Source organism: Thalassospira sp. (assembly GCF_040218635.1).
Lineage (GTDB): Bacteria > Pseudomonadota > Alphaproteobacteria > Rhodospirillales > Thalassospiraceae > Thalassospira.
Genome location: NZ_JAVJRB010000009.1, coordinates 353,507 through 372,229, shown reverse-complemented (window position 1 = coordinate 372,229; position 18,723 = coordinate 353,507). Strand labels below are relative to the sequence as shown.

At 51.8% G+C, this 18,723-nt stretch carries 15 protein-coding genes and 1 tRNA gene; 3 read left to right on the top strand and 13 right to left on the bottom strand.

Annotated features, from left to right (window positions below; all coding sequences use genetic code 11):
• Positions 1 to 2: 2 nt before the first annotated feature.
• From RIC05_RS09495 to RIC05_RS09485, 3 genes are all read right to left on the bottom strand, one after another.
• Positions 3 to 1,097: an ABC transporter ATP-binding protein gene (locus RIC05_RS09495; RefSeq protein ID WP_350046876.1), complete on the bottom strand. Its 1,095-nt coding sequence runs from the start codon at positions 1,095 to 1,097 to the stop codon at positions 3 to 5.
• A gap of 246 nt (positions 1,098 to 1,343) precedes the next feature.
• Positions 1,344 to 2,567, bottom strand: coding sequence for a CaiB/BaiF CoA transferase family protein (locus RIC05_RS09490; protein WP_350046875.1), 1,224 nt, complete (start codon positions 2,565 to 2,567; stop codon positions 1,344 to 1,346).
• Between the two features lie 100 nt (positions 2,568 to 2,667).
• Positions 2,668 to 3,858 (bottom strand): acyl-CoA dehydrogenase, encoded by a 1,191-nt coding sequence (locus RIC05_RS09485; protein WP_350046874.1) that lies wholly within the window; start codon positions 3,856 to 3,858, stop codon positions 2,668 to 2,670.
• A 198-nt stretch (positions 3,859 to 4,056) separates the two neighbouring features.
• Here RIC05_RS09485 and gcvA point away from each other — a divergent pair, with 198 nt between their 5' ends.
• Positions 4,057 to 4,983: a transcriptional regulator GcvA gene (gcvA, locus tag RIC05_RS09480; protein WP_350046873.1), complete on the top strand. Its 927-nt coding sequence runs from the start codon at positions 4,057 to 4,059 to the stop codon at positions 4,981 to 4,983.
• Positions 4,984 to 5,032: 49 nt separating this feature from the next.
• Here gcvA and RIC05_RS09475 read toward each other — a convergent pair whose 3' ends face one another.
• The 7 genes from RIC05_RS09475 to RIC05_RS09445 form a co-directional block, all read right to left on the bottom strand.
• A complete protein-coding gene (locus RIC05_RS09475; protein WP_350044301.1) occupies positions 5,033 to 6,481 on the bottom strand; it encodes a hypothetical protein in 1,449 nt (482 codons plus the stop codon).
• Complete coding sequence (locus tag RIC05_RS09470; RefSeq protein ID WP_350044300.1) at positions 6,478 to 7,464, bottom strand: hypothetical protein; 987 nt, start codon at positions 7,462 to 7,464, stop codon at positions 6,478 to 6,480. Before RIC05_RS09470 ends, RIC05_RS09475 begins: the two co-directional genes overlap by 4 nt.
• A 422-nt stretch (positions 7,465 to 7,886) precedes the next feature.
• Positions 7,887 to 9,026: a homogentisate 1,2-dioxygenase gene (locus tag RIC05_RS09465; protein ID WP_350046872.1), complete on the bottom strand. Its 1,140-nt coding sequence runs from the start codon at positions 9,024 to 9,026 to the stop codon at positions 7,887 to 7,889.
• A gap of 217 nt (positions 9,027 to 9,243) precedes the next feature.
• A tRNA-Arg gene (locus RIC05_RS09460) sits at positions 9,244 to 9,320 on the bottom strand.
• A 245-nt stretch (positions 9,321 to 9,565) separates the two neighbouring features.
• The gene (locus RIC05_RS09455) at positions 9,566 to 10,090 is read right to left on the bottom strand and encodes an acyloxyacyl hydrolase (protein ID WP_350044298.1); all 525 of its coding nucleotides are present in this window, start codon (positions 10,088 to 10,090) and stop codon (positions 9,566 to 9,568) included.
• A 97-nt stretch (positions 10,091 to 10,187) separates the two neighbouring features.
• A complete protein-coding gene (pip, locus tag RIC05_RS09450) occupies positions 10,188 to 11,117 on the bottom strand; it encodes a prolyl aminopeptidase (RefSeq protein WP_350046871.1) in 930 nt (309 codons plus the stop codon).
• 122 nt (positions 11,118 to 11,239) lie between these two features.
• On the bottom strand, positions 11,240 to 12,205 hold the full coding sequence (locus RIC05_RS09445) for a hypothetical protein (protein WP_350046870.1): 966 nt from the start codon (positions 12,203 to 12,205) through the stop codon (positions 11,240 to 11,242).
• Between the two features lie 78 nt (positions 12,206 to 12,283).
• On the opposite strand from RIC05_RS09445, the gene RIC05_RS09440 reads away from it, so the two are divergent.
• A complete protein-coding gene (locus RIC05_RS09440; protein WP_350046869.1) occupies positions 12,284 to 13,762 on the top strand; it encodes a M48 family metalloprotease in 1,479 nt (492 codons plus the stop codon).
• A 113-nt stretch (positions 13,763 to 13,875) separates the two neighbouring features.
• On the opposite strand, the gene RIC05_RS09435 is transcribed toward RIC05_RS09440, so the two are convergent.
• The 3 genes from RIC05_RS09435 to fdxA all read right to left on the bottom strand — a co-directional run bounded on the left by RIC05_RS09435 (position 13,876) and on the right by fdxA (position 15,913).
• Positions 13,876 to 14,676 carry a hypothetical protein gene (locus tag RIC05_RS09435; RefSeq protein WP_350046868.1) on the bottom strand — a complete coding sequence of 267 codons (801 nt, stop codon included), beginning with the start codon at positions 14,674 to 14,676 and terminating at the stop codon, positions 13,876 to 13,878.
• Between the two features lie 91 nt (positions 14,677 to 14,767).
• The gene (locus tag RIC05_RS09430) at positions 14,768 to 15,268 is read right to left on the bottom strand and encodes a CarD family transcriptional regulator (protein WP_022731066.1); all 501 of its coding nucleotides are present in this window, start codon (positions 15,266 to 15,268) and stop codon (positions 14,768 to 14,770) included.
• A gap of 309 nt (positions 15,269 to 15,577) precedes the next feature.
• The gene (fdxA, locus tag RIC05_RS09425; protein ID WP_350044293.1) at positions 15,578 to 15,913 is read right to left on the bottom strand and encodes a ferredoxin FdxA; all 336 of its coding nucleotides are present in this window, start codon (positions 15,911 to 15,913) and stop codon (positions 15,578 to 15,580) included.
• Positions 15,914 to 16,234: 321 nt separating this feature from the next.
• Between fdxA and RIC05_RS09420 the strand changes: the two genes are divergently transcribed.
• Entirely contained in the window at positions 16,235 to 18,709 is a 2,475-nt protein-coding gene (locus RIC05_RS09420) for an EAL domain-containing protein (RefSeq protein ID WP_350046867.1), read from the top strand.
• Positions 18,710 to 18,723: the final 14 nt, after the last annotated feature.

The following is an 18,723-nucleotide window of genomic DNA, read 5'->3' as shown; positions in this document are numbered from 1 at the left end:
GATCAATCCACCAGAACCCGAATTGCGTCAGATGGCACAACAACCCCGACCCGGTCCCCCTGGCCAAACTGCGCAATTGCACCGTCACCATTTTGCATGCGCACGGTTACCGGCGCCTGCCCATCCAGATCAACACGATAGGTGGTGTCGGTTCCAAAATAGGTTACAGACGTTACCGTCCCGGCAAGCTGGTTTGCCTCTTGCGCATCAGCACCAACAATATCAAGCCGTTCCGGGCGGATCGAAACGGTTACATCCGTTGATTTGGTGGATGCGACTTCCTGCGTAAAATCGATCATGCGTCCTTCGCCAAAGCTGATCGCACGCCCCCCATTGGGGCCATCAACCAGATCGCCGATCAAAAAGTTACTGTCGCCAATGAAGTCGGCGACAAACCGGTGGGTAGGGTGTTCGTAAATCTCGCGCGGGGCGCCAACCTGCAATATTTTACCTGATTGCATCACTGCAATCCGGTCAGACATCGCAAGGGCTTCTTCCTGATCATGGGTGACAAACACAAAGGTAATGCCGGTTTCGGTCTGCAGGCGTTTAAGTTCGACCTGCATTTCCTTGCGCAGTTTAAGGTCAAGTGCCGATAAAGGTTCATCAAGCAGCAAGACCTTGGGGGCCGGCGCAAGGGCACGCGCAAGGGCAATACGCTGTTGTTGCCCGCCGGAAAGCTGGCTTGGCACGCGATCACCATAGTCGGCCAGTTGCACAAGTTCCAACATCTCATCGGCCCGCGCATTGGCATCACTGCGCGATACAGACTTCATTTCAAGCCCGAAGGTAATGTTCTGTCGCACGGTCAGATGCGGGAAAAGTGCATAAGACTGAAACACCGTGTTGATCGGGCGCTTGAACGGCGGAAGGTCATTTAGCGCCTGCCCTTCGAGCAAGATTTTGCCGAAACTTGCCTGCTCGAACCCACCGATCAGGCGGAGCAACGTTGTCTTGCCGCAGCCTGACGGGCCAAGCATCGTGAAAAACTCGTTCTGGAAGATATCAACCGATACGCCATCAAGGGCCGTGACCTTATCGGCCCCCGCGCCAAAGGTTTTACCAACCGACTGAGCAGAAATTACAACGTCTGACATGCACATCCCCGATTTGTATTTTCTAAAAGGATATAAAATATTCAGATAGTTGCAATTCACCTTGCGCAAAATAACGTGAATTCACAGAAGTTCCGCAGCATCCACGCACGAACCTGATTCAAAATGCTTTTGTTTGCGCTGAACCGGGCCTTGTTAAAATATTGTGCGCCGCAAAAAGACCCTGTTATTCCTTATGCGATCTAGATAAGCCTGTTTATACGGAGTCCTTTTGATCCCGACAGGCTATCAAATAATGCCTGCAATTCGAAGTTTTTCAATCTGTTCATCATTTAGATCAGCAACCTTGCGCAGGATTTCGTCGCTGTGCTGTCCCAACATTGGCGGGGCTGTTTCACCCATGATTGGCGTTTTGGAAAACTTGATCGGATTGGCAACCGTTGGCACTTTGCCCGCGGTCGGGTGATCAAGAAAGCGCACCGTGTCACGATGTTTGACCTGCGGGTTATCAAACACCCGATCAAGGGTATTGATCGGCCCACAGGGCACATTGGCCGTTTCAAGAACCGCAATCCAGTCATCGGTCGATTTCATCACCATGGCCTGACGGATCAGGGGCACCAGTGTTTCACGATGGGCAACCCGTGACCGATTGGTGGCATAGCGTTCATCATCTGACAAATGACCGATGCCCGCAGTCGCACAGAAACTTTTGAACTGGCTGTCATTGCCAACCGCAAGGATGATGTAGCCATCCGCCGTCGGGAAGGCTTCATACGGTACGATATTGGGATGCGCATTGCCCAGCCGCCCAGGTGCCTTGCCCGTGGTCAAAAAATTCATCGCCTGATTGGCAAGGATTGCGGTCTGCACATCAAGCAAGGCCAGATCAATATACTGACCTTCGCCGGTTGCATCGCGATGGCGAAGGGCTGCTAGAATGCCGACCGTCGCGTAAAGCCCGGTAAAGATGTCGGCCACCGCAACACCCACCTTCATCGGTTGACCGCCGGGTTCCTGATCGGGTGCACCGGTGATACTCATCAATCCGCCCATCGCCTGGATCATGAAATCATAACCCGGCCGATCCTTATACGGGCCGTCCTGGCCAAATCCCGTGATCGAACAATAAACGATCTTTGGATTGATCGATGAAAGCGATGCGTAATCCAGACCATATTTGGCAAGACCGCCAACCTTGAAGTTTTCAAGCACGATATCGCAATGTGCAACCAGTTGGCGCACGACGTCCTGCCCTTCGGGCTTGGTGACATCAATGGTCAGCGATTTTTTACCGCGATTGGCTGCCAGATAATATGCCGCTTCGCTGGTGTCATTTCCGGCAGCATCACGGGCATAAGGAGGGCCCCATCCACGGGTATCGTCACCGGCCCCGGGACGTTCGATCTTGATAACTTCGGCCCCCATGTCGGCAAGGGTCTGACTGGCCCACGGCCCTGCCAACACACGTGAAAGGTCAAGAACACGAAGCCCCGATAACGCGCCAGCCATCTGATCACCTTGAAAAATCGACTATGGAAACACTCTAGGGTCCTGACCCTCGAATCAAACCGGGCGGCAGCATTGCTGCTGCCGCCCGGTGAAAACATGATCAGCCTTCTGTGGTGAAGGCCTGCAGACCGGTCTGTGCCCGACCAAGGATCAGGGCATGAACGTCATGCGTACCTTCGTAGGTATTGACCGCTTCAAGGTTCATGGCATGACGGATGACATGGAATTCATCGGAAATACCGTTTCCGCCATGCATGTCACGGGCAACACGGGCAATATCAAGTGCCTTGCCACAATTGTTACGCTTCATCAGTGAAATCGCTTCAGGCGCAGCCGTCCCGGCATCAAGCATCCGACCAAGCTGCAGAGCACCTTGCAGGCCCAGGGTGATTTCGGTCTGCATGTTTGCCAGTTTCAACTGAACCAGCTGATTGGCGGCCAACGGACGACCAAACTGTTTGCGATCAAGGGTATATTGACGTGCCGCATGCCAGCAGAATTCAGCCGCACCAATAGCACCCCAAGCAATACCGTAACGTGCCTTGTTCAAACAACCAAACGGACCGCCAAGACCCTTGGCATTCGGCAGCATGTTTTCAGCCGGGACAAAGACATTCTCCATCACGATTTCGCCGGTGATGGAGGCACGCAGTGAAAACTTGCCTTCGATCTTTGGTGCCGACAAACCCTTCATGCCTTTTTCAAGGATGAAGCCGCGAATGACGCCTTCGTCATCTTTGGCCCAGACGACGAATACGTCTGCAATCGGGCTGTTGGTGATCCACATTTTTGCACCCGAAACGGTAAAACCGCCATCGGTTTTGCGTGCACGTGTGATCATGCTCCCGGGATCGGACCCGTGATCAGGTTCGGTCAGGCCAAAACAGCCAACCCATTCACCAGTCGCGAGTTTCGGAAGATACTTTTTGCGCTGTTCTTCGCTGCCATAGGCAAAGATCGGATGCATCACAAGCGAGCTTTGCACCGACATCGCCGAACGATAACCGGAATCAACGCGTTCAACTTCACGGGCAACCAGACCGTATGCAACATGGTTAACACCCGGTCCGCCGTATTCTTCGGGAATCGTCGGGCCAAGCAGACCAAGTTCGCCCATCTCGGTCATGATTTCGCGATGGAAAATCTCATGACGGTTGGCTTCTAGAACACGGGTCTGCAGGTTTTCCTGACAATATGCACGGGCCGCATCGCGGATCATGCGTTCCTCTTCGCTCAACTGATCTTCAAGCAGGAGCGGATCTTCCCAGTGAAACGGTGCGCGGCTGGCCATATGCCTGATCCTTTTATGAATTTTTGTACAGAAAACAGGGACAGCGCCATAGAAGGGCGAGACGGCACTGCCCCTGAAAGCTTATTTGCTTATGCTGTTAAGCTAGGAATTGGCAGACAAAGTTGCAAATGATAAAAGCGACATAGTTTATGCGAAAAACTCATAAACTATGTCCCGCATCAACATCAGGACCGCCCATTGAGCCGCCGCATTCCCAGCCTGAAGGCCTTAAGTTGTTTCGAACAGACCGCCCGATTTGGCAGCGCATCACGTGCGGCTGAAGAACTTTATCTTACGCAAAGTGCGGTCAGCCGGCAAATTCAGGGGCTTGAAACATGGCTCGGCTGCAAACTGTTTAACCGTGAAAAGCAGCGTCTTGTTCTGACCCTTGAAGGCGAAAGTTATCTGCAATCCATTCGCCCGGCATTGGATCAGCTTGAAAGTGCGACGCTTACATTGCTATCTGGCGGGTCAGAAAGTGGCGTTTTAACCGTTGCGGCACCGCCAACCTTTGGTTCACGGTGCCTTATTCCGTTATTGCCGAATTTCCGCAACAAGCACCCCGAAATTGCGATCAATTTCATCTCGCGGATCGGCATGCCCGATTTCGACCGCGAACAGATTGATATTGCGGTTCTGTTTGGTGAAGGCCACTGGTCGGGTCTGGAAGCTCATATCCTGCATGGCGAAGAAATGGTTCCGATATGCGGCCCGCAACTCATCGCCCATATGGACCGTGCGCCAACCGCAGATGATCTACGACATTTCCCGCTTTTGCATATTACTACCCGTCCACGCGGCTGGGCAGATTGGCTGAATGCCAGCGGGTTAAAGGACATTGATGGGGAAAACGGGCCGAAATTTGAACATTTCACCATGGCGATGCAGGCCGCAGCTGCCGGTCTTGGCGTTGCGCTTCTACCCACTTTTGCCATTGAAGACGAATTGAAATCAGGCCGGATTAGCGCCCCGTTTGGCCCGCCAAAGGCAAGCCCGTTTCACTATTATGCATGCTGCCCAACGGGCCGGGCGCGGTTGCCCAAAATTCGTGCCTTTATGAACTGGCTTGATCAACTCGACACAGCGGCACAGTTGGCTTCAAAAGCACCGACCGACAAAACCTGAGCCGTTTGGTAAACACAGAAATTTGCAAATCACGACACGCCGACCGAAATCAGCGCGCCTTTTGACCTTCAAGCGCACGCAAGGCGGACATTCCGCGGCGGCGCAAAACATCGGCATCTTCCGGGCCATCGACGATCTCAAGCAAGCGCACTGTTGCCATCAGATTACGCTGGGCATTTGGCACTTCTTCGGGCGTTAAACGCCCCATGCCATCAACGCCCGTACGGCCAATCTGATTAAGCTTTTTCTTCAGCTCGACAACGGCCTTGGCAGCGGAACTTTGTGCGGCAAGCACATCTGAAATGCGGGCTGTTTCAGCAATTGCTTCGGCGGATTTCTCGGCTGCGAGAACTTTTTCGTCATCAAAATCCTGCGCGAATATCGGTCGCGCCATTCCTTTGGCACCTGATCCAGGGCCTTGGGTCACGGCAAGTTTCGGCAAGGCATCAATCACACGTTCTGGCGTTGCCCCAAACATGGTATCGGCCAAGGCCCGGGATACACGACGACGGGTTTCGAGAAGCTTTTCGCCCCAACGACCGTCCTTGCGGATTTTAAATTCACGGGTAATCCGCGTGAATTCAGACGCATACCAACGGGCAAGTGACAGGATATGAGCTTCATCCTTGCCGGTTCCGACACCCTGTTCGATCTCGGTGACGGTTTCAGCCAACAGGTCAATGATCAAGTCGCCTGTTTCCGCAAGATTGGTCTTTTCGATCGTCCGATCATCGGCCTTGTTGGACAGGACACGAATGAGTTTAAACAGCTCACTCGGTCGAAGAAGACGCGCTAAAACCGCCAGAAGGAACATTGGCTCCAACCCAGGCTTTGCCTCGGAAATCGAGACAAACCGATCGCGCAGCCAAGACACGTCATTCGGATCCAGCGCCCGGATCGGGGCCGATGGGAAACGATTGCGGACTTCTGAAATCTCGGCACCGACATTCAGGATTTTGCCAATATCGGCAAATGCCTTGAGATGGACACGCGATCCCAATCGGGTTGCAAGTCCGCGCTCGTCCTTAATCCCGGTTTTGGATTTTTCAATTTCAGATTCAATGATCCGCGCACCAAGTTTCCACAGCACGTTTTCCGCGGCAGCAAGCTTTGAAACATCCCGCGATGCAGCGGCCTTTTCGATGCCCTTCATCGCGCTTTGAAATTCAGCTCCACCAGCCCCCGTCACGACCTTCCATATCGGAACCAAGGACGCGCGGCTGATCCGCATGCTTTTATCGTTCGGTTCGGCGGACGTCAGAAGATCTTCAAACGGATCGCAAAACTGACGCATTGGTGTCGGATAGCGTTCCGGCTTAAGGGATGCCAATCGCGGACGCAGAATCTGAAGGATAGCCTCATGCGGAAGCGGAAGTTTAGGATCGGCACGGTCACTTTCGATTGCGCGTGTGAAACGTGCAATTTCAGTTCCGCTTAGCGACTCAAACAACTGTCCAAGTTGCGAGGCCCCAAGGTTGCCGGCGTCTTCAATCTTCATGCAGACTGTCTCCTGAAGCGTTCGAGACGATCCACCATATCCGCATCAATTTCCCCACTGCCCAACTTACGCAATTCACCTGCCCAAAGCATCTGGTTTACGCGGATATCGACCCAGAATTGCTGTTCTGTGGTCAAGATTTCTTCGACCGGAAGAACTGGCGCAAAACTTGCGATTTCCTCTACAATCTCGCGCTGCTTGGCCCGGTCTGTGATCGGTCGTTTATGCCACAGATCTATCAATTCCTGCCAGCCATCAAGCAACCACCACAGGTAATCAATCTTTTTGGCAATATCCTGTTTGGCCAGTTCCCAATCGGTCAGAACCTTGCCCAACCCATCATTCCAACCATCGACCTCTGCAATCCGTTTCATCGCGTGATCGTAAGTTGCTCTGGTTGCACTAACGATACGCCCGGCCATAAACCGGAAATCAGGTTGCTCGGAATTTGACCATTCTTCGACATCACCGGCAAATTTGCGAAGTCCGTCGGCCAATACGCGTAGTGCACCCTGACAGCCATCAAGCTTTAGGCCAACCGGAGCAGACATTTTGCTCCATTCGCCCAGACTATCGATAATCGTGTCATTGGCAACTTTGTGTTCCGATGCAAAGCGGTTCAGCGCTTTTCTTGCGCGTATCTGGCCTTCCATCGTCAACAATTCTTCGCGCTTCATATCCTGAACTGCAGCGCCACCAAGTTGACGCAAGGCCTGATGCAAAATAGCCAACTGACCAAGTTCACCTGCGGCCTTTTCATCCTTGCTGCGTTGAATACCGGTTCGGGCAATTTCGATCCCGCCAACCCCGGTGATCGCAACAGCGCGCGCTTGTTCAAGAACGGTGTTAGGACGAAGAACTTCGAGCTCCAACAGACGGTCAAACAACATCCGGTCATGGACCGAAAGATCAAACACGTCGCGCAATGTATCAAGTGGTAATTCATAGGTCCCAAGCCCCCCGGAAAGACCGGGGAGGGTCACAATTGAACGGCCACTCTTACCGACAGCAACCCTTGCAAAACGCAAACTCTTCGTCGTGAACGGCGTTCTGACCCCACGTGACAGAAATGTTTGCGGCAAACATGCCAAAGGGTCTTCTGGTGCCTGGTTCGGCTCAGGAGTTTTGTGACTGACGGCTTTTACGATCTTCTGCTTGGTCATTATGGGCTTTGGTCAACCTGTACCGGCTATATTGTTCTTATGCCATCTGATCCCGATCGCGGCACCACAACAGCGTTCTCTTGAAAGATATACTAAATTACCTTGAGTTCTTTAAGGCCAGACTCATTGGCACAACATAAGTTAACCCGACAAGTTGACAATAACATTAACGATCTTGCCCTGAATCGCAATTAACGACCTTTCGGGCAAGATGCCATTCCCTGACCGACCCAATCAAGCATTTATAAGGTTTCCTGCGCTTTTTCCCATGTTTTGACATATCCCTTCCATTCTGCGCCATCTGGAATTGTCTCATCGATACTTAAAAATGCCCGACTGTCGATCATAACCGCGACCTCATCGGTCTCGACCGGCGCCTTGATCATTTTTTCCTGATACGAACTTGGATGGGGTCCATGTGGAAAACCGCTTGGATGGAATGTCGCCATACCGGCCTTGATATCGCCGCGGCTAAAGAATTCACCGCGATGATAGAAGATGAATTCGTCGAGATCTTCGTTGGAATGATAGAACGGTACGCGCAAAATCCCGGATTCACCTTCACCGACTTTCGGGATGAAGGTGCTGACTGAAAACGTATTGGCAACAAAGGTACAGTGCGCTGCTGGCGGCACCTTTTGACCTGCCGAACGGCGATGTGCCAAATCCCGCCAGTTTAGTTTCACCACGCATAGATCCCCTTCCCAACCCACCGCGTCCAACGGGTTGTAGGGATAGGTTAATGTCGAGACCTGACCTCTGCGTTTAATGTGTATTTCCCAAAATGCATCATCTTGCTGTGCCCGAAAGGCATCATCAATCTGAGGCAGTGTGAACAACATCGGATCAACCGCCGTACCCCCCGGAACCGAACCGGGATCCGGAAGACCAAAGGCATCCGCAGTCGCCTCTATCATCATGAATTCGCTGTAACTGGAAGGCTCGACACGCCAAGCGGTTCCACGCGGCAACAGAATGTAATCACCGTCACGATAGGACAAATGCCCATAGTCGCAAAACAGTGCCCCGTCTCCGTGATGAACGAAAAGCAAGGTATCGCCATCGGCATTGCGCGATAACGCATGCATTTTATCTTCGGTTTTCCAATAACGTACTTCAAGTGAGTCGCTATAGAGAACGCGCCGTGCTTGCAGCGGGCATGCCGGCCCGGGGGCAAGCTTTGCCAGATCAAAGGCGCGTGGCCGAAGCGGCCCTTCAAACGCCGCCCACCCTGCTGGCGGATGGCGATGGTAAATTTGCGCAGAAGGTCCTTTAAAACCTGCACGCCCAACTTCGCGCTGATAGGTTTTTTGACCGTCCTCCGCCTTTGATGGCCCCGTACAATTGCCTTCACTATTGGGAAGTCTGATCCAGTTTGTCATTGTATCCTCCCAGCCCTGTTTGATGGCGACGTTAACCGGCATATTTGCGCCAGTCGCACCTACTATGGATATGAGAAGAAACGTCCCGGTTTTCAAGCAGTATAGATTGCCTGACGCCGGTTACGGGCCGTGCTTAGACACACAAATTACCACAGGCTTCGCGCCCGATGGTCCAAAGACAACCAGATTGTATAAAGGATGAAATCGAAAGGAAGGATGGTGCGCCCGACAGGATTCGAACCTGTGGCCCCCAGATTAGGAATCTGGTGCTCTATCCTGCTGAGCTACGGGCGCACTGCTTTGAAAGCAGCCCTCAATTAGCAGCTAATCGGACAGTGATCAATCCGGGAGCTTAACCATATAGCGGATATCTGCCGCACTCTCTTCACCGAAACAACCGGCTGCACTTCCAATTTCAAACTGGAAAGACAGCCTTCAAAACGTCAGCCCAATGAGAGCAAAACTCTCATTGGGCTGATGATAGGTCCATCCGTAAAGCTTGCTGGATCGAACTTATGTAGTGACAGTTTTCAGTGCCGTTAATCAAAAATGCGATCAATCGGGAATGAATAGGTCAAAGATAGAATTTCGGTTCCCGGGTTTTCATCACCAATGCTTGCATTGGAAATATGCGCGATACCAAGGCTGATACGTTCGTGGCTATCAAACCGGAAGCCCAGTTCAAGACCTGAACGAAATTCGATCCAGTGACCAAGGTCTTCGCCATTGCCCTGATGGTATGCGCCGACAGAGGTATAAACACTTGAGACGAAATGATCCCCCCAAAGCACGTCAACGGCCAAGCCGCCATATCCATGAACAGCACCTTCAGATGTCACCATGACGCCACCAATCGGGCGGGTCACATCGAACATTGCGTGTTGTGCGCGGTAATCAATGCGGAATTCAGCAGCTTCTTCGTCTTGTGTAATATCGACCATACCGGTCGAGAATTCCAAAAGGCCAGAATCGCTATTATTGCCCAAAATTTCCTGCGCTGCCGCCGTGTTTACAAATCCAAAGAAAACACAAACGCACAGCAGTTTCCCCATAGCCAATTTCATCAATCTTGTCCCCAATAGATCAATCGGTTCGATATACTAACCAAGCAGATCGCAAACTCAACCACACATTGCCCGATGCAGTATAATTTTGCTAAATCTAATTTAATTCCAACTGATCCACGGCCCGAACCAGTTCACGTACAACCCCGGGTTCGCTGGCGGCATGGCCGGCATCATCGACAATCACCAGCTTTGATCCGGACCATGCATCATGCAATGCCAATGCCGAGATCGGCGGGCAAACCACATCATATCGTCCCTGCACAATGACCAATGGCAAATGCGCGATTCTTTTGACATTTTGAAGCAACTGACCCGGCTCAAAAAAGCAGCGATGCACAAAATAGTGATGTTCGAGCTTCGCCAAGGCCAGCGCGATTTCATCGCTTTCAAAATCTTCAACCAATCCGTCGTCTGGTAAAAGCGTGCAGCAGGTTGCTTCATATGCGGACCAAACCCGCGCCGCTTCAATCGCCGCGTCTTCGCCTTGCGCGCCAGAAAAAATCACCGAATAGCGATCAAGCAATGTTTGCCAGCCGGGGTTCTTGTCAAACCCTGCTGCACCAAGAAACTTGCGTTCGGCTTCCGGGAAGAAACGTCCCATTCCATCCATGAACCAGGCGATTTCGGCTTCGCTGCCCAAGAAGATGCCCCTTAGGACAAAGGCCAAAACACGATCCGGACACGACTGACCATAGGCCAACGCCAATGTTGATCCCCACGAACCGCCAAAAACCACCCAACGATCAATTCCGCGATCTTCGCGCAAGGCTTCGATATCGCCAATCAAATGATCCGTCGTATTGTTTTCCAAACTGCCAAATGGCCGTGACTTACCCGCCCCCCGTTGATCCAACAGAATGACGCGATACTTTTCTGGATCAAAGAACCGGCGGCTGTTTGGTGAAATCCCGGCGCCGGGCCCACCATGCAGGAACACCACAGGGATACCTTCGGGGTTTCCGACTTCTTCCCAGTAAATTTCATGACCATCTTCGCGGGAAAGCCAGCCCGTAATACGGGGCATAATTTCCGGATACAGCACGCGGAGACCTCTTTGTTTGTTATCGCACTTATGACAGGCGGCGGCTGTTTTGGTGGCAGCGCCAAGCTAAGCAATCTCACGATTGCGGAACAAAGGACAAGCCCCTAATCCATTTCAATACAAAGCCAATCGGCATTTCGCAATGCGATGTAGGGTCCACCACGGTTTTCGACAACACCGCGCACCTTTATTTTCCGGCCGATCCATTCAACGAAGTGATCTTGCGATATCTCGGCCCCTGCAAAGACCTGACGTGTTGAATTATCAAGTGCAATCGTGAAATCACGACGCCAGTCGGAGCCGAAATTAAGATAACTGCGCCACTCCTGATGCTCGATGCTTTGAAGTGTTCCTTCGACCACAACAAACCTGCCAATTGCATTGTTCACACTTGGCGGGCTGCTTGATCTATTTTTGTCCTGTGGCGTATCGTTAGCTGAAACGAAATAGGCACCCTTGGCGGTGCGCTCAGCCCAAATCCCCAAACCATTTTCAATTGCGTCATTCTCAGCACGCAACAAAGAACTTATATCCTGCCCACTTTCAGGCAGCAGGATCGCAAGCCCCTTTGAAAGAAGGTGTTCCGCCCATCCGGATCGGGTAGCAGCTTCATCACCGGTTTTGAGGTTTGTGATTTCAACCGGTATCCGGCCTAGATAATCCGCCGCGCTTGAGAGCCTGATGATATCGACAGGCATCTCACTTAAAGCCTGCAACTCGCGCAAGACATCTGCTTCATATTCAGGTGGAAAATCGATATCCGCCAGCCGCAGTTTTTGATCTATGGAACCATCCACAACGATTTCGTCAACCGCAAGAGCACGAACGTGCACGCCTGATAAAATCAGGGCTTCGTCCCCTTCTACTTGCTGGTTTTTTGCAATCCCCGTTGTGTCCAGTCCACATTGCCAGAGACCAGCTTGCGCCTTGGACAAGGGCATTACCCAAACAAGCAAACACACCAATGCAATCACGCCCTTGATTGAGCATAGAGAAACCTTGGCCGCAAAATATCCCCATTTCGATGGCCAGATTGGAGTGTGCGAATATGTTGAATGATCTTGGAACACGGGTTACCAATTCCCACTTGGTTTCGCCGGGTGAATGATTTCAGCTTACGCGGCAGAGCGACATGAGGGAAGGCATCTATGAGCTGGCTTAAGTTCCGATCCAAAAAGCATCTTAGTGTTATTTTATCCGCCATCGTGCTGAGCGCATCACTTGCAGGTTGCTCGACCAACCGCGCGACCGGTGAAGACAGCTTCACCGCTTTTATGTCGCCGGATGAGGAAAAGCAGATCGGGTCACAGGAACACCCGAAAATGGTCAAGGAATTTGGCGGGAATTACACCGAAAAAGACCTGCAAGCTTATGTCACGGAAATCGGGGAAAAATTGGTCGCGGTTTCTGAAACTCCGGATCAGAAATTCACCTTCACCATTCTTGATTCACCCGTCGTCAATGCCTTCGCCCTGCCGGGGGGGTATGTTTATATTACACGCGGGCTTGCCGCCCTTGCCACCAATGAAGCCGAACTTGCCGGGGTGCTTGCCCATGAAATCGGGCATGTCGTTGCCCGCCATTCCGCCCAGCGTTACAGCCGTGGCGTTCTGACCCAAATTCTGGCTGGCGGCCTGTCGGTCGCAATTGGCAACGGTGCCGGGGAGTTGATCGGCACGGGTGCCAGTGCCTATTTGAAATCATTTTCCCGCGAACATGAATTTGAAGCCGATATGCTCGGCGTTCGTTACATCACACGGGCGGGTTATGATCCCGATGCAATGGCAACCTTCCTTGAAAAACTGCGCGCGCATTCGCGCCTGCAAGCCATACTTGCCGGTCGTTCAGCCGATGATGTTGATCAGTTTGACTTCATGGCAACCCACCCGCGCACCCTAGATCGTATCGAGCAGGCCCATCAAAGTGCCAATGTCACCGTGGCGACAAATCCTGAACTTGGCACCGTTCGCTATATGACTGCGATTGACGGCATTCTTTATGGCGACGGCCCGGATCAAGGCTATGTCCGCGGACAGGAATTCATCCATGTTCCACTTGATTTCCGCTTTGAAGTGCCGGAAGGCTTCACAATGACCAACCACCCGACAGCTGTTAGCGCATCAGATGACAAAGGTGCCCAGATCATTTTTGAAGGTGCCCCTGCTGCAAAAGACATGCGCCTTGATCGCTATCTCGAAAACGGGTTTTCCAAAAAAATTGCCCTTCGCAACATCGAAATGATCGACATTGATGGTCAGGAAGCCGCCACCGGCAGTGCTGACGTTTCCTTAAGCTCAGGGCCGGCACGCTTACGTGTTGTTGTCATTCGACATGGCAGTTCAGCCTATCAGTTCTTGTTTGTAACCCCCTTGGACTTAGCTGATAGCTATAACCTGCCACTGCGTCGCACGACCTATAGCTTCCGACCGCTAAGCAATCAGGAAAAGAAAATCCATACCCCGCTCCGCATCAAAGTCCGGGCCGCGAACCCGGAATATGGCTTGCAAACTTTTATTGATGACATGCAGGTCGACCGCGCGCCGGCAGAGGTTTTTGCGACGATTAATGGTCTTAAAGACGGCGAAGCGCCTGCGACCGGATCATTGGTTAAAGTGGTTCGCCACTAAAGCATGTTGCATTTAGGATCGGCACACATATCTGAACCCGGTTTTACAACGCATCGAGGCAGCATTTCCATGCTGCCTCTTTCTATTCCAATCACAAATCTCGGAGCTATCCGTTAGCTGGAGATCTGGTCGGTGATTTTTCCATTGCCATCAATGCCAAGCGCCATCAGGCTCCCGCCGCGCCCTGCACCACCATCGATGGAAAGGGTAAATTCGCGCTCCTGCAGCCCGGCTTGCCCCGGCGAAGCCCCGCGAATAATGCGCGCACAATCGTAATATCGCTCTGTGATTGCCTCAAACATCGAACCACCCCACCAAAACGTATCCGTCTGGCCAGTAAGAGGACGGGATCCATCCATTCCTGCATGGACAAAGATCAACTGACCATCCGTGGAATAGGCGGCATGTTTAAGATCAGAGAGAAGGGCCGAATGACCGCTATGCCGACGCAAGGCATCGGCAAAAAGCGACGTCCATTGTGAAATCGCATGTGCACCCTGACGCATAGTCGATTGCACATGTACGGGATCAAAACCATAAGCACGGGCCGTACCCGCGATCCCGCGTGTCAGCATCCAGTCGAAAACTTCACCCGGATTCGGTGCGAATTGAAGTTGCTGTAATTTCGACAGCATCTCTTCGGCAGCCCCACGCAGGAAAGTGATATCAGAGATATCAATACCGTCTTGCGCGATGAAATAGCGACGGAACAGCAGAAGCTCATTGATTGTCGCAATGACATCTTCGCCTGTGCCATCCCCCCAATAGTTCCCGAGATAGACAAGCCTGTCGCCCGGCTTGATCCGTTCGGCAAGCTTTCGATGGACGGCGCATAACGCGCCATGATCGCCATTGATCGCGCCGACAACCCAGATTCTCTCGGCCGGCTTTATCGGCGCCAGAACTGCACTCATCGCTGTAACCTGCCTAAAACAAAAATAAAACCGGCCCAAGGATACCTTGTGGGCCGGTTTTTATAAATAGTTGTATAGCTGACGTAGTCAATCAGGCAGCTTTGTACAAAAGCTTTTCCAATTTGCCAGATGCTTTGTCCTTGTCGATTTTTTCGATCGCGGCCAATTCGTCAACAAGACGTTCAAAGGCAGCTTCGTAAATCTGACGTTCGGAGAAAGACTGTTCCGGCTGCGTGGCGCTGCGATGAAGATCGCGCACAACTTCTGCAATCGAAACAGGATCGCCGGAATTGATTTTTGCTTCATATTCCTGAGCACGACGCGACCACATGGTGCGTTTGACACGTGCGCGACCTTTAAGGGTGATCAGCGCAGAATCCATCTGCTTTTTCGAGGAGAGTTTCCGCAGACCGGAGTTGCCCACCTTGTTGACCGGCACACGCAAAGTCATGCGGCTGGATTCAAAGGTAATTACATAAAGGCGCAATTCCTGACCCGCGATTTCCTGGGTTTCCAGGCCGTCGACACAGCCAACACCGTGCGCGGGGTAAACAACGTAATCGCCAACAGTAAAGGGCAACTTATCCGACATCAAGCATCCTTCCGGCCTATTCAGACCTGGTCATTCAACTGTAACAATATAGACCCAGTGACGCGAAGAGCTGCACACGACCAAGCTTTTGGCGTAGTCGCGGTTTCAGACAGGAATTAAATATAACGGAGATCCGGCAATTCGGAGCGAGCCTGTCGAGCCCTTAACGCGAGTTGTCTACAATAACACAACACGCCACTGGTTCACAGATTTTTTCAATAATCACGGTTCAATGCAGCCATGCGTTTAACCCGCTGGTGAGCCCCAGCGGGTTAAAAATCATATAAATCTCGGGGGTTAGTCCGACAATTAATCGCCTGCACCCGGTGCTTCACTCAGCATTTCGGTCTTGCCGGTTTTACCATTCCACTCGTCCGCATCGGCTGGCGCATCGCCTTTACGGGTGATATTCGGCCAAGTTTCAGCGAACTTACGATTGATTTCCAACCAATTGTCCAGATTCGGCTCTGTATCGGGAATAATAGCCTCAGCAGGGCATTCCGGTTCGCACACACCGCAATCGATGCATTCATCAGGGTGAATGACCAGGAAGTTTTCACCTTCATAGAAGCAATCGACGGGGCAAACCTCGACGCAGTCCTGATACTTACACTTGATGCAGTTTTCCGTCACCACATAGGTCATGGTGTAACTCCACAGGTTGCTGGGCCAGATTGCGGCTGCACCCGCTTTCGGCCTTGTTCTCTCTCTGGGGATTGGGTTATCACGCACAGCTGTTGTGTGCAACTCCAATAAAACCCCACTTTTTTACGTAGTATATCTTTTTTGATGCGATGCAGCGTCACAGCATTGACATTGCAATCGATAACGCGCCAAAGCAGCGCAGACCATACAGATTTCTTTGTCTTTTTCCAGTTCTGAGACGCCTCGGATAATTGCTTTTAGCGAAACAAAGCCATAGTCTGCTTTAACCAAGTTGGGGATATTGGATTTTTGGGGTTCCGAGTGCCTGATAAAAGCCTTGATCAGCAACGGCTTAAGTGGCGTGACCGCCTGTCTGTAAAACAGGCAAGGATTGCGGTTGCGATCACCTTGTTGATTGGCCTTCTGTTTAGTGCCATTCAGATCGCTTGGGATTTACGCGAAGAACAAACCCAGATTGACCGCACGGTAAAACAGGTTTTGGCAACTTTGCGCGAATCCGCGACGCAGGCTGCTTATGGCCTTGATGAAACGTTGGCCGCCCGTGTGATTTCCGGTCTTTTTGAATATGAACCGGTCTATGAAGCTGTCTTGCGGGACAATTTCAACAATATCCTTGCCCGAACATCACAACAGCCCAGCAGCTCCAACCGTACTTTTCTGACCAAAATCATGTTTGGTGAAAATCAGGAATATGAAGTTCCGCTGCAAACTGGAAGTTCAAATGACCTGGTCGGGCATCTCAGTGTGAAGATCGATACCGATCTGATCGCTGTTGGTTTTTTAAACCGCGCAACCCGCATTCTGACATCGGGTATTTTACGCAACCTTCTGCTTGGATTTGTTCTGGTCGCGTTTTTCTATACGACCCTGACCAAGCCCCTTTTACGTGTTTCCGCACTTCTGCGTAAAGTCGACCCACAAAACCCCGACCCCAAAGCCATCGACATTCCAGACGACCATGCCCGGGATGAGTTGGGCATGATCCTTCATACCACCCGCGGGTTGATTGACCGTATTTCAACGACACTGGTCAAATTGCGTTCGACCGAACAACAGGTCCGGGACCGCGAAAGCCAACTGAATGCGATTGTTCAAAACGTCGCTGATGGCATTTTGACCATCACCCCGACTGGGCGGGTTATTGAATATAATGCGGCAAGCAAACAGCTTTTGGGGTTGATGCGCGATGAAACACCGCAAGGCCGCACTTTGCACGAATTCATCATGCCGCGTGCGATCCCCCTTTTCGAGCACAGCCTTGAAGAACTTTTCGCCCACGCATCACAAAACGATGTCGTAGAAAAACGCATCACTTTACCGCTTGTCCGTGCGGATCAAACCGAAATTGATGTGTCGATTGCATTGCGCGTGATCCCGGATGCAGCAACCCCGTTAATGACGGCGGTGCTTAACGACATCACGGTGCAAAAACGCTACGAAGAGCAATTGGTCTATATGGCCAACCATGATGCCCTGACCAACCTGCCCAACCGCAGCATGCTGGAATTAAGCCTCTCAAAAGCGCTTCAGTCACATCAAGACAATGCAACCAAGCGCAGCGGCGCGACGGCGGTTCTGTTTATTGATCTTGATCGGTTCAAGGTGATTAACGACAGTCTCGGCCACGATGTTGGCGACCTGTTGCTGAAAGCTGTCGGCGGGCGTCTGCAAAAAGTAATCGGTCGTCAGGAAGTTGTTGGCCGTCTGGGCGGAGACGAATTTCTGATCATTATCCCTGACCTGAAAGAAACGCAGGATGCGGCAATTCTTTCACAGGCTGTTCTGGATGCGTTGGCACCTGCCTTTGACATCAAAGGTCGGGTACTGTTTGTCACCCCATCGATCGGGATCGCACTTTATCCGTCAGACGGGAAAGATTTCCCGGCTTTGATGCGCAATGCCGATACGGCGATGTATAGTGCAAAATCAAGTGGCGGCGGGACCTATCACTATTTTACCAAGACCATGAACGAAAGTGCGATGGCACGGCTTGTGATCGAAAACGATCTTCGCGAAGCCCTGATCCACAATCAATTTGAATTGCATTACCAACCCAAAGTCGACCTGCGCACCAATCGGATTTGCGGGCTTGAGGCCCTTATTCGGTGGAACCAGCCCGGACGTGGTTACATATCCCCGATGCAATTCATTCCCGTCGCCGAAGAAACCGGCCTGATCGGCAAGATCGGCGAATGGGTGATCATGGAAGTCTGCCGTCAGATTGCCCAATGGGATGAACAGTCCATTCCACCGCTGCCAATTGCCATCAATCTGTCCCCCCGCCAGCTTATCGAAGGCCGGATCACGGAAACCATTTCACGCATCCTGAGCGACACGGGAACGCCAGCGGCACGTATTGTGCTTGAAATCACAGAAACAGTGATGATGCAGGACATCAAGAAATCTGCAGCCATTCTCGATGAATTGCGCCACTTGGGTTTACAGATTGCGGTTGATGACTTTGGTACCGGCTATTCGTCACTCGCCTATTTGAAGCGCTTACCGATCAATTCGATCAAAATTGACCGTTCTTTTGTCCGTGACGTTACAATTGACAGCGACGATGCTGCAATCACCCGGACCATCATTGCAATGGGTCACAATCTTGGACTTCGGGTCGTCGCCGAAGGTGTCGAAACCACAGAACAGATGGATTTCCTGCGCGAAAGCGACTGTGACGAAGCCCAAGGTTTCCTGATTGCAACACCCCTGCCGCCTGCCGAAATCGTTCATCATATCCTGCGGCTTTCCGCAACGACCGATACTAGGCTATAATTATCTAAACTATT

Bases quoted from the DNA above. Each gene is read 5' to 3' on its own strand.
- RIC05_RS09435 (WP_350046868.1), bottom strand. From the start codon at position 14,676: ATGAGTGCAGTTCTGGCGCCGATAAAGCCGGCCGAGAGAATCTGGGTT.
- RIC05_RS09490 (WP_350046875.1), bottom strand. From the start codon at position 2,567: ATGGCTGGCGCGTTATCGGGGCTTCGTGTTCTTGACCTTTCACGTGTG.
- RIC05_RS09465 (WP_350046872.1), bottom strand. From the start codon at position 9,026: ATGACAAACTGGATCAGACTTCCCAATAGTGAAGGCAATTGTACGGGG.
- RIC05_RS09475 (WP_350044301.1), bottom strand. From the start codon at position 6,481: ATGAAGATTGAAGACGCCGGCAACCTTGGGGCCTCGCAACTTGGACAG.
- pip (WP_350046871.1), bottom strand. From the start codon at position 11,117: ATGCCCCGTATTACGGGCTGGCTTTCCCGCGAAGATGGTCATGAAATT.
- fdxA (WP_350044293.1), bottom strand. From the start codon at position 15,913: ATGACCTATGTGGTGACGGAAAACTGCATCAAGTGTAAGTATCAGGAC.
- RIC05_RS09485 (WP_350046874.1), bottom strand. From the start codon at position 3,858: ATGGCCAGCCGCGCACCGTTTCACTGGGAAGATCCGCTCCTGCTTGAA.
- RIC05_RS09495 (WP_350046876.1), bottom strand. From the start codon at position 1,097: ATGTCAGACGTTGTAATTTCTGCTCAGTCGGTTGGTAAAACCTTTGGC.
- RIC05_RS09455 (WP_350044298.1), bottom strand. From the start codon at position 10,090: ATGAAATTGGCTATGGGGAAACTGCTGTGCGTTTGTGTTTTCTTTGGA.
- RIC05_RS09430 (WP_022731066.1), bottom strand. From the start codon at position 15,268: ATGTCGGATAAGTTGCCCTTTACTGTTGGCGATTACGTTGTTTACCCC.
- RIC05_RS09440 (WP_350046869.1), top strand. From the start codon at position 12,284: ATGAGCTGGCTTAAGTTCCGATCCAAAAAGCATCTTAGTGTTATTTTA.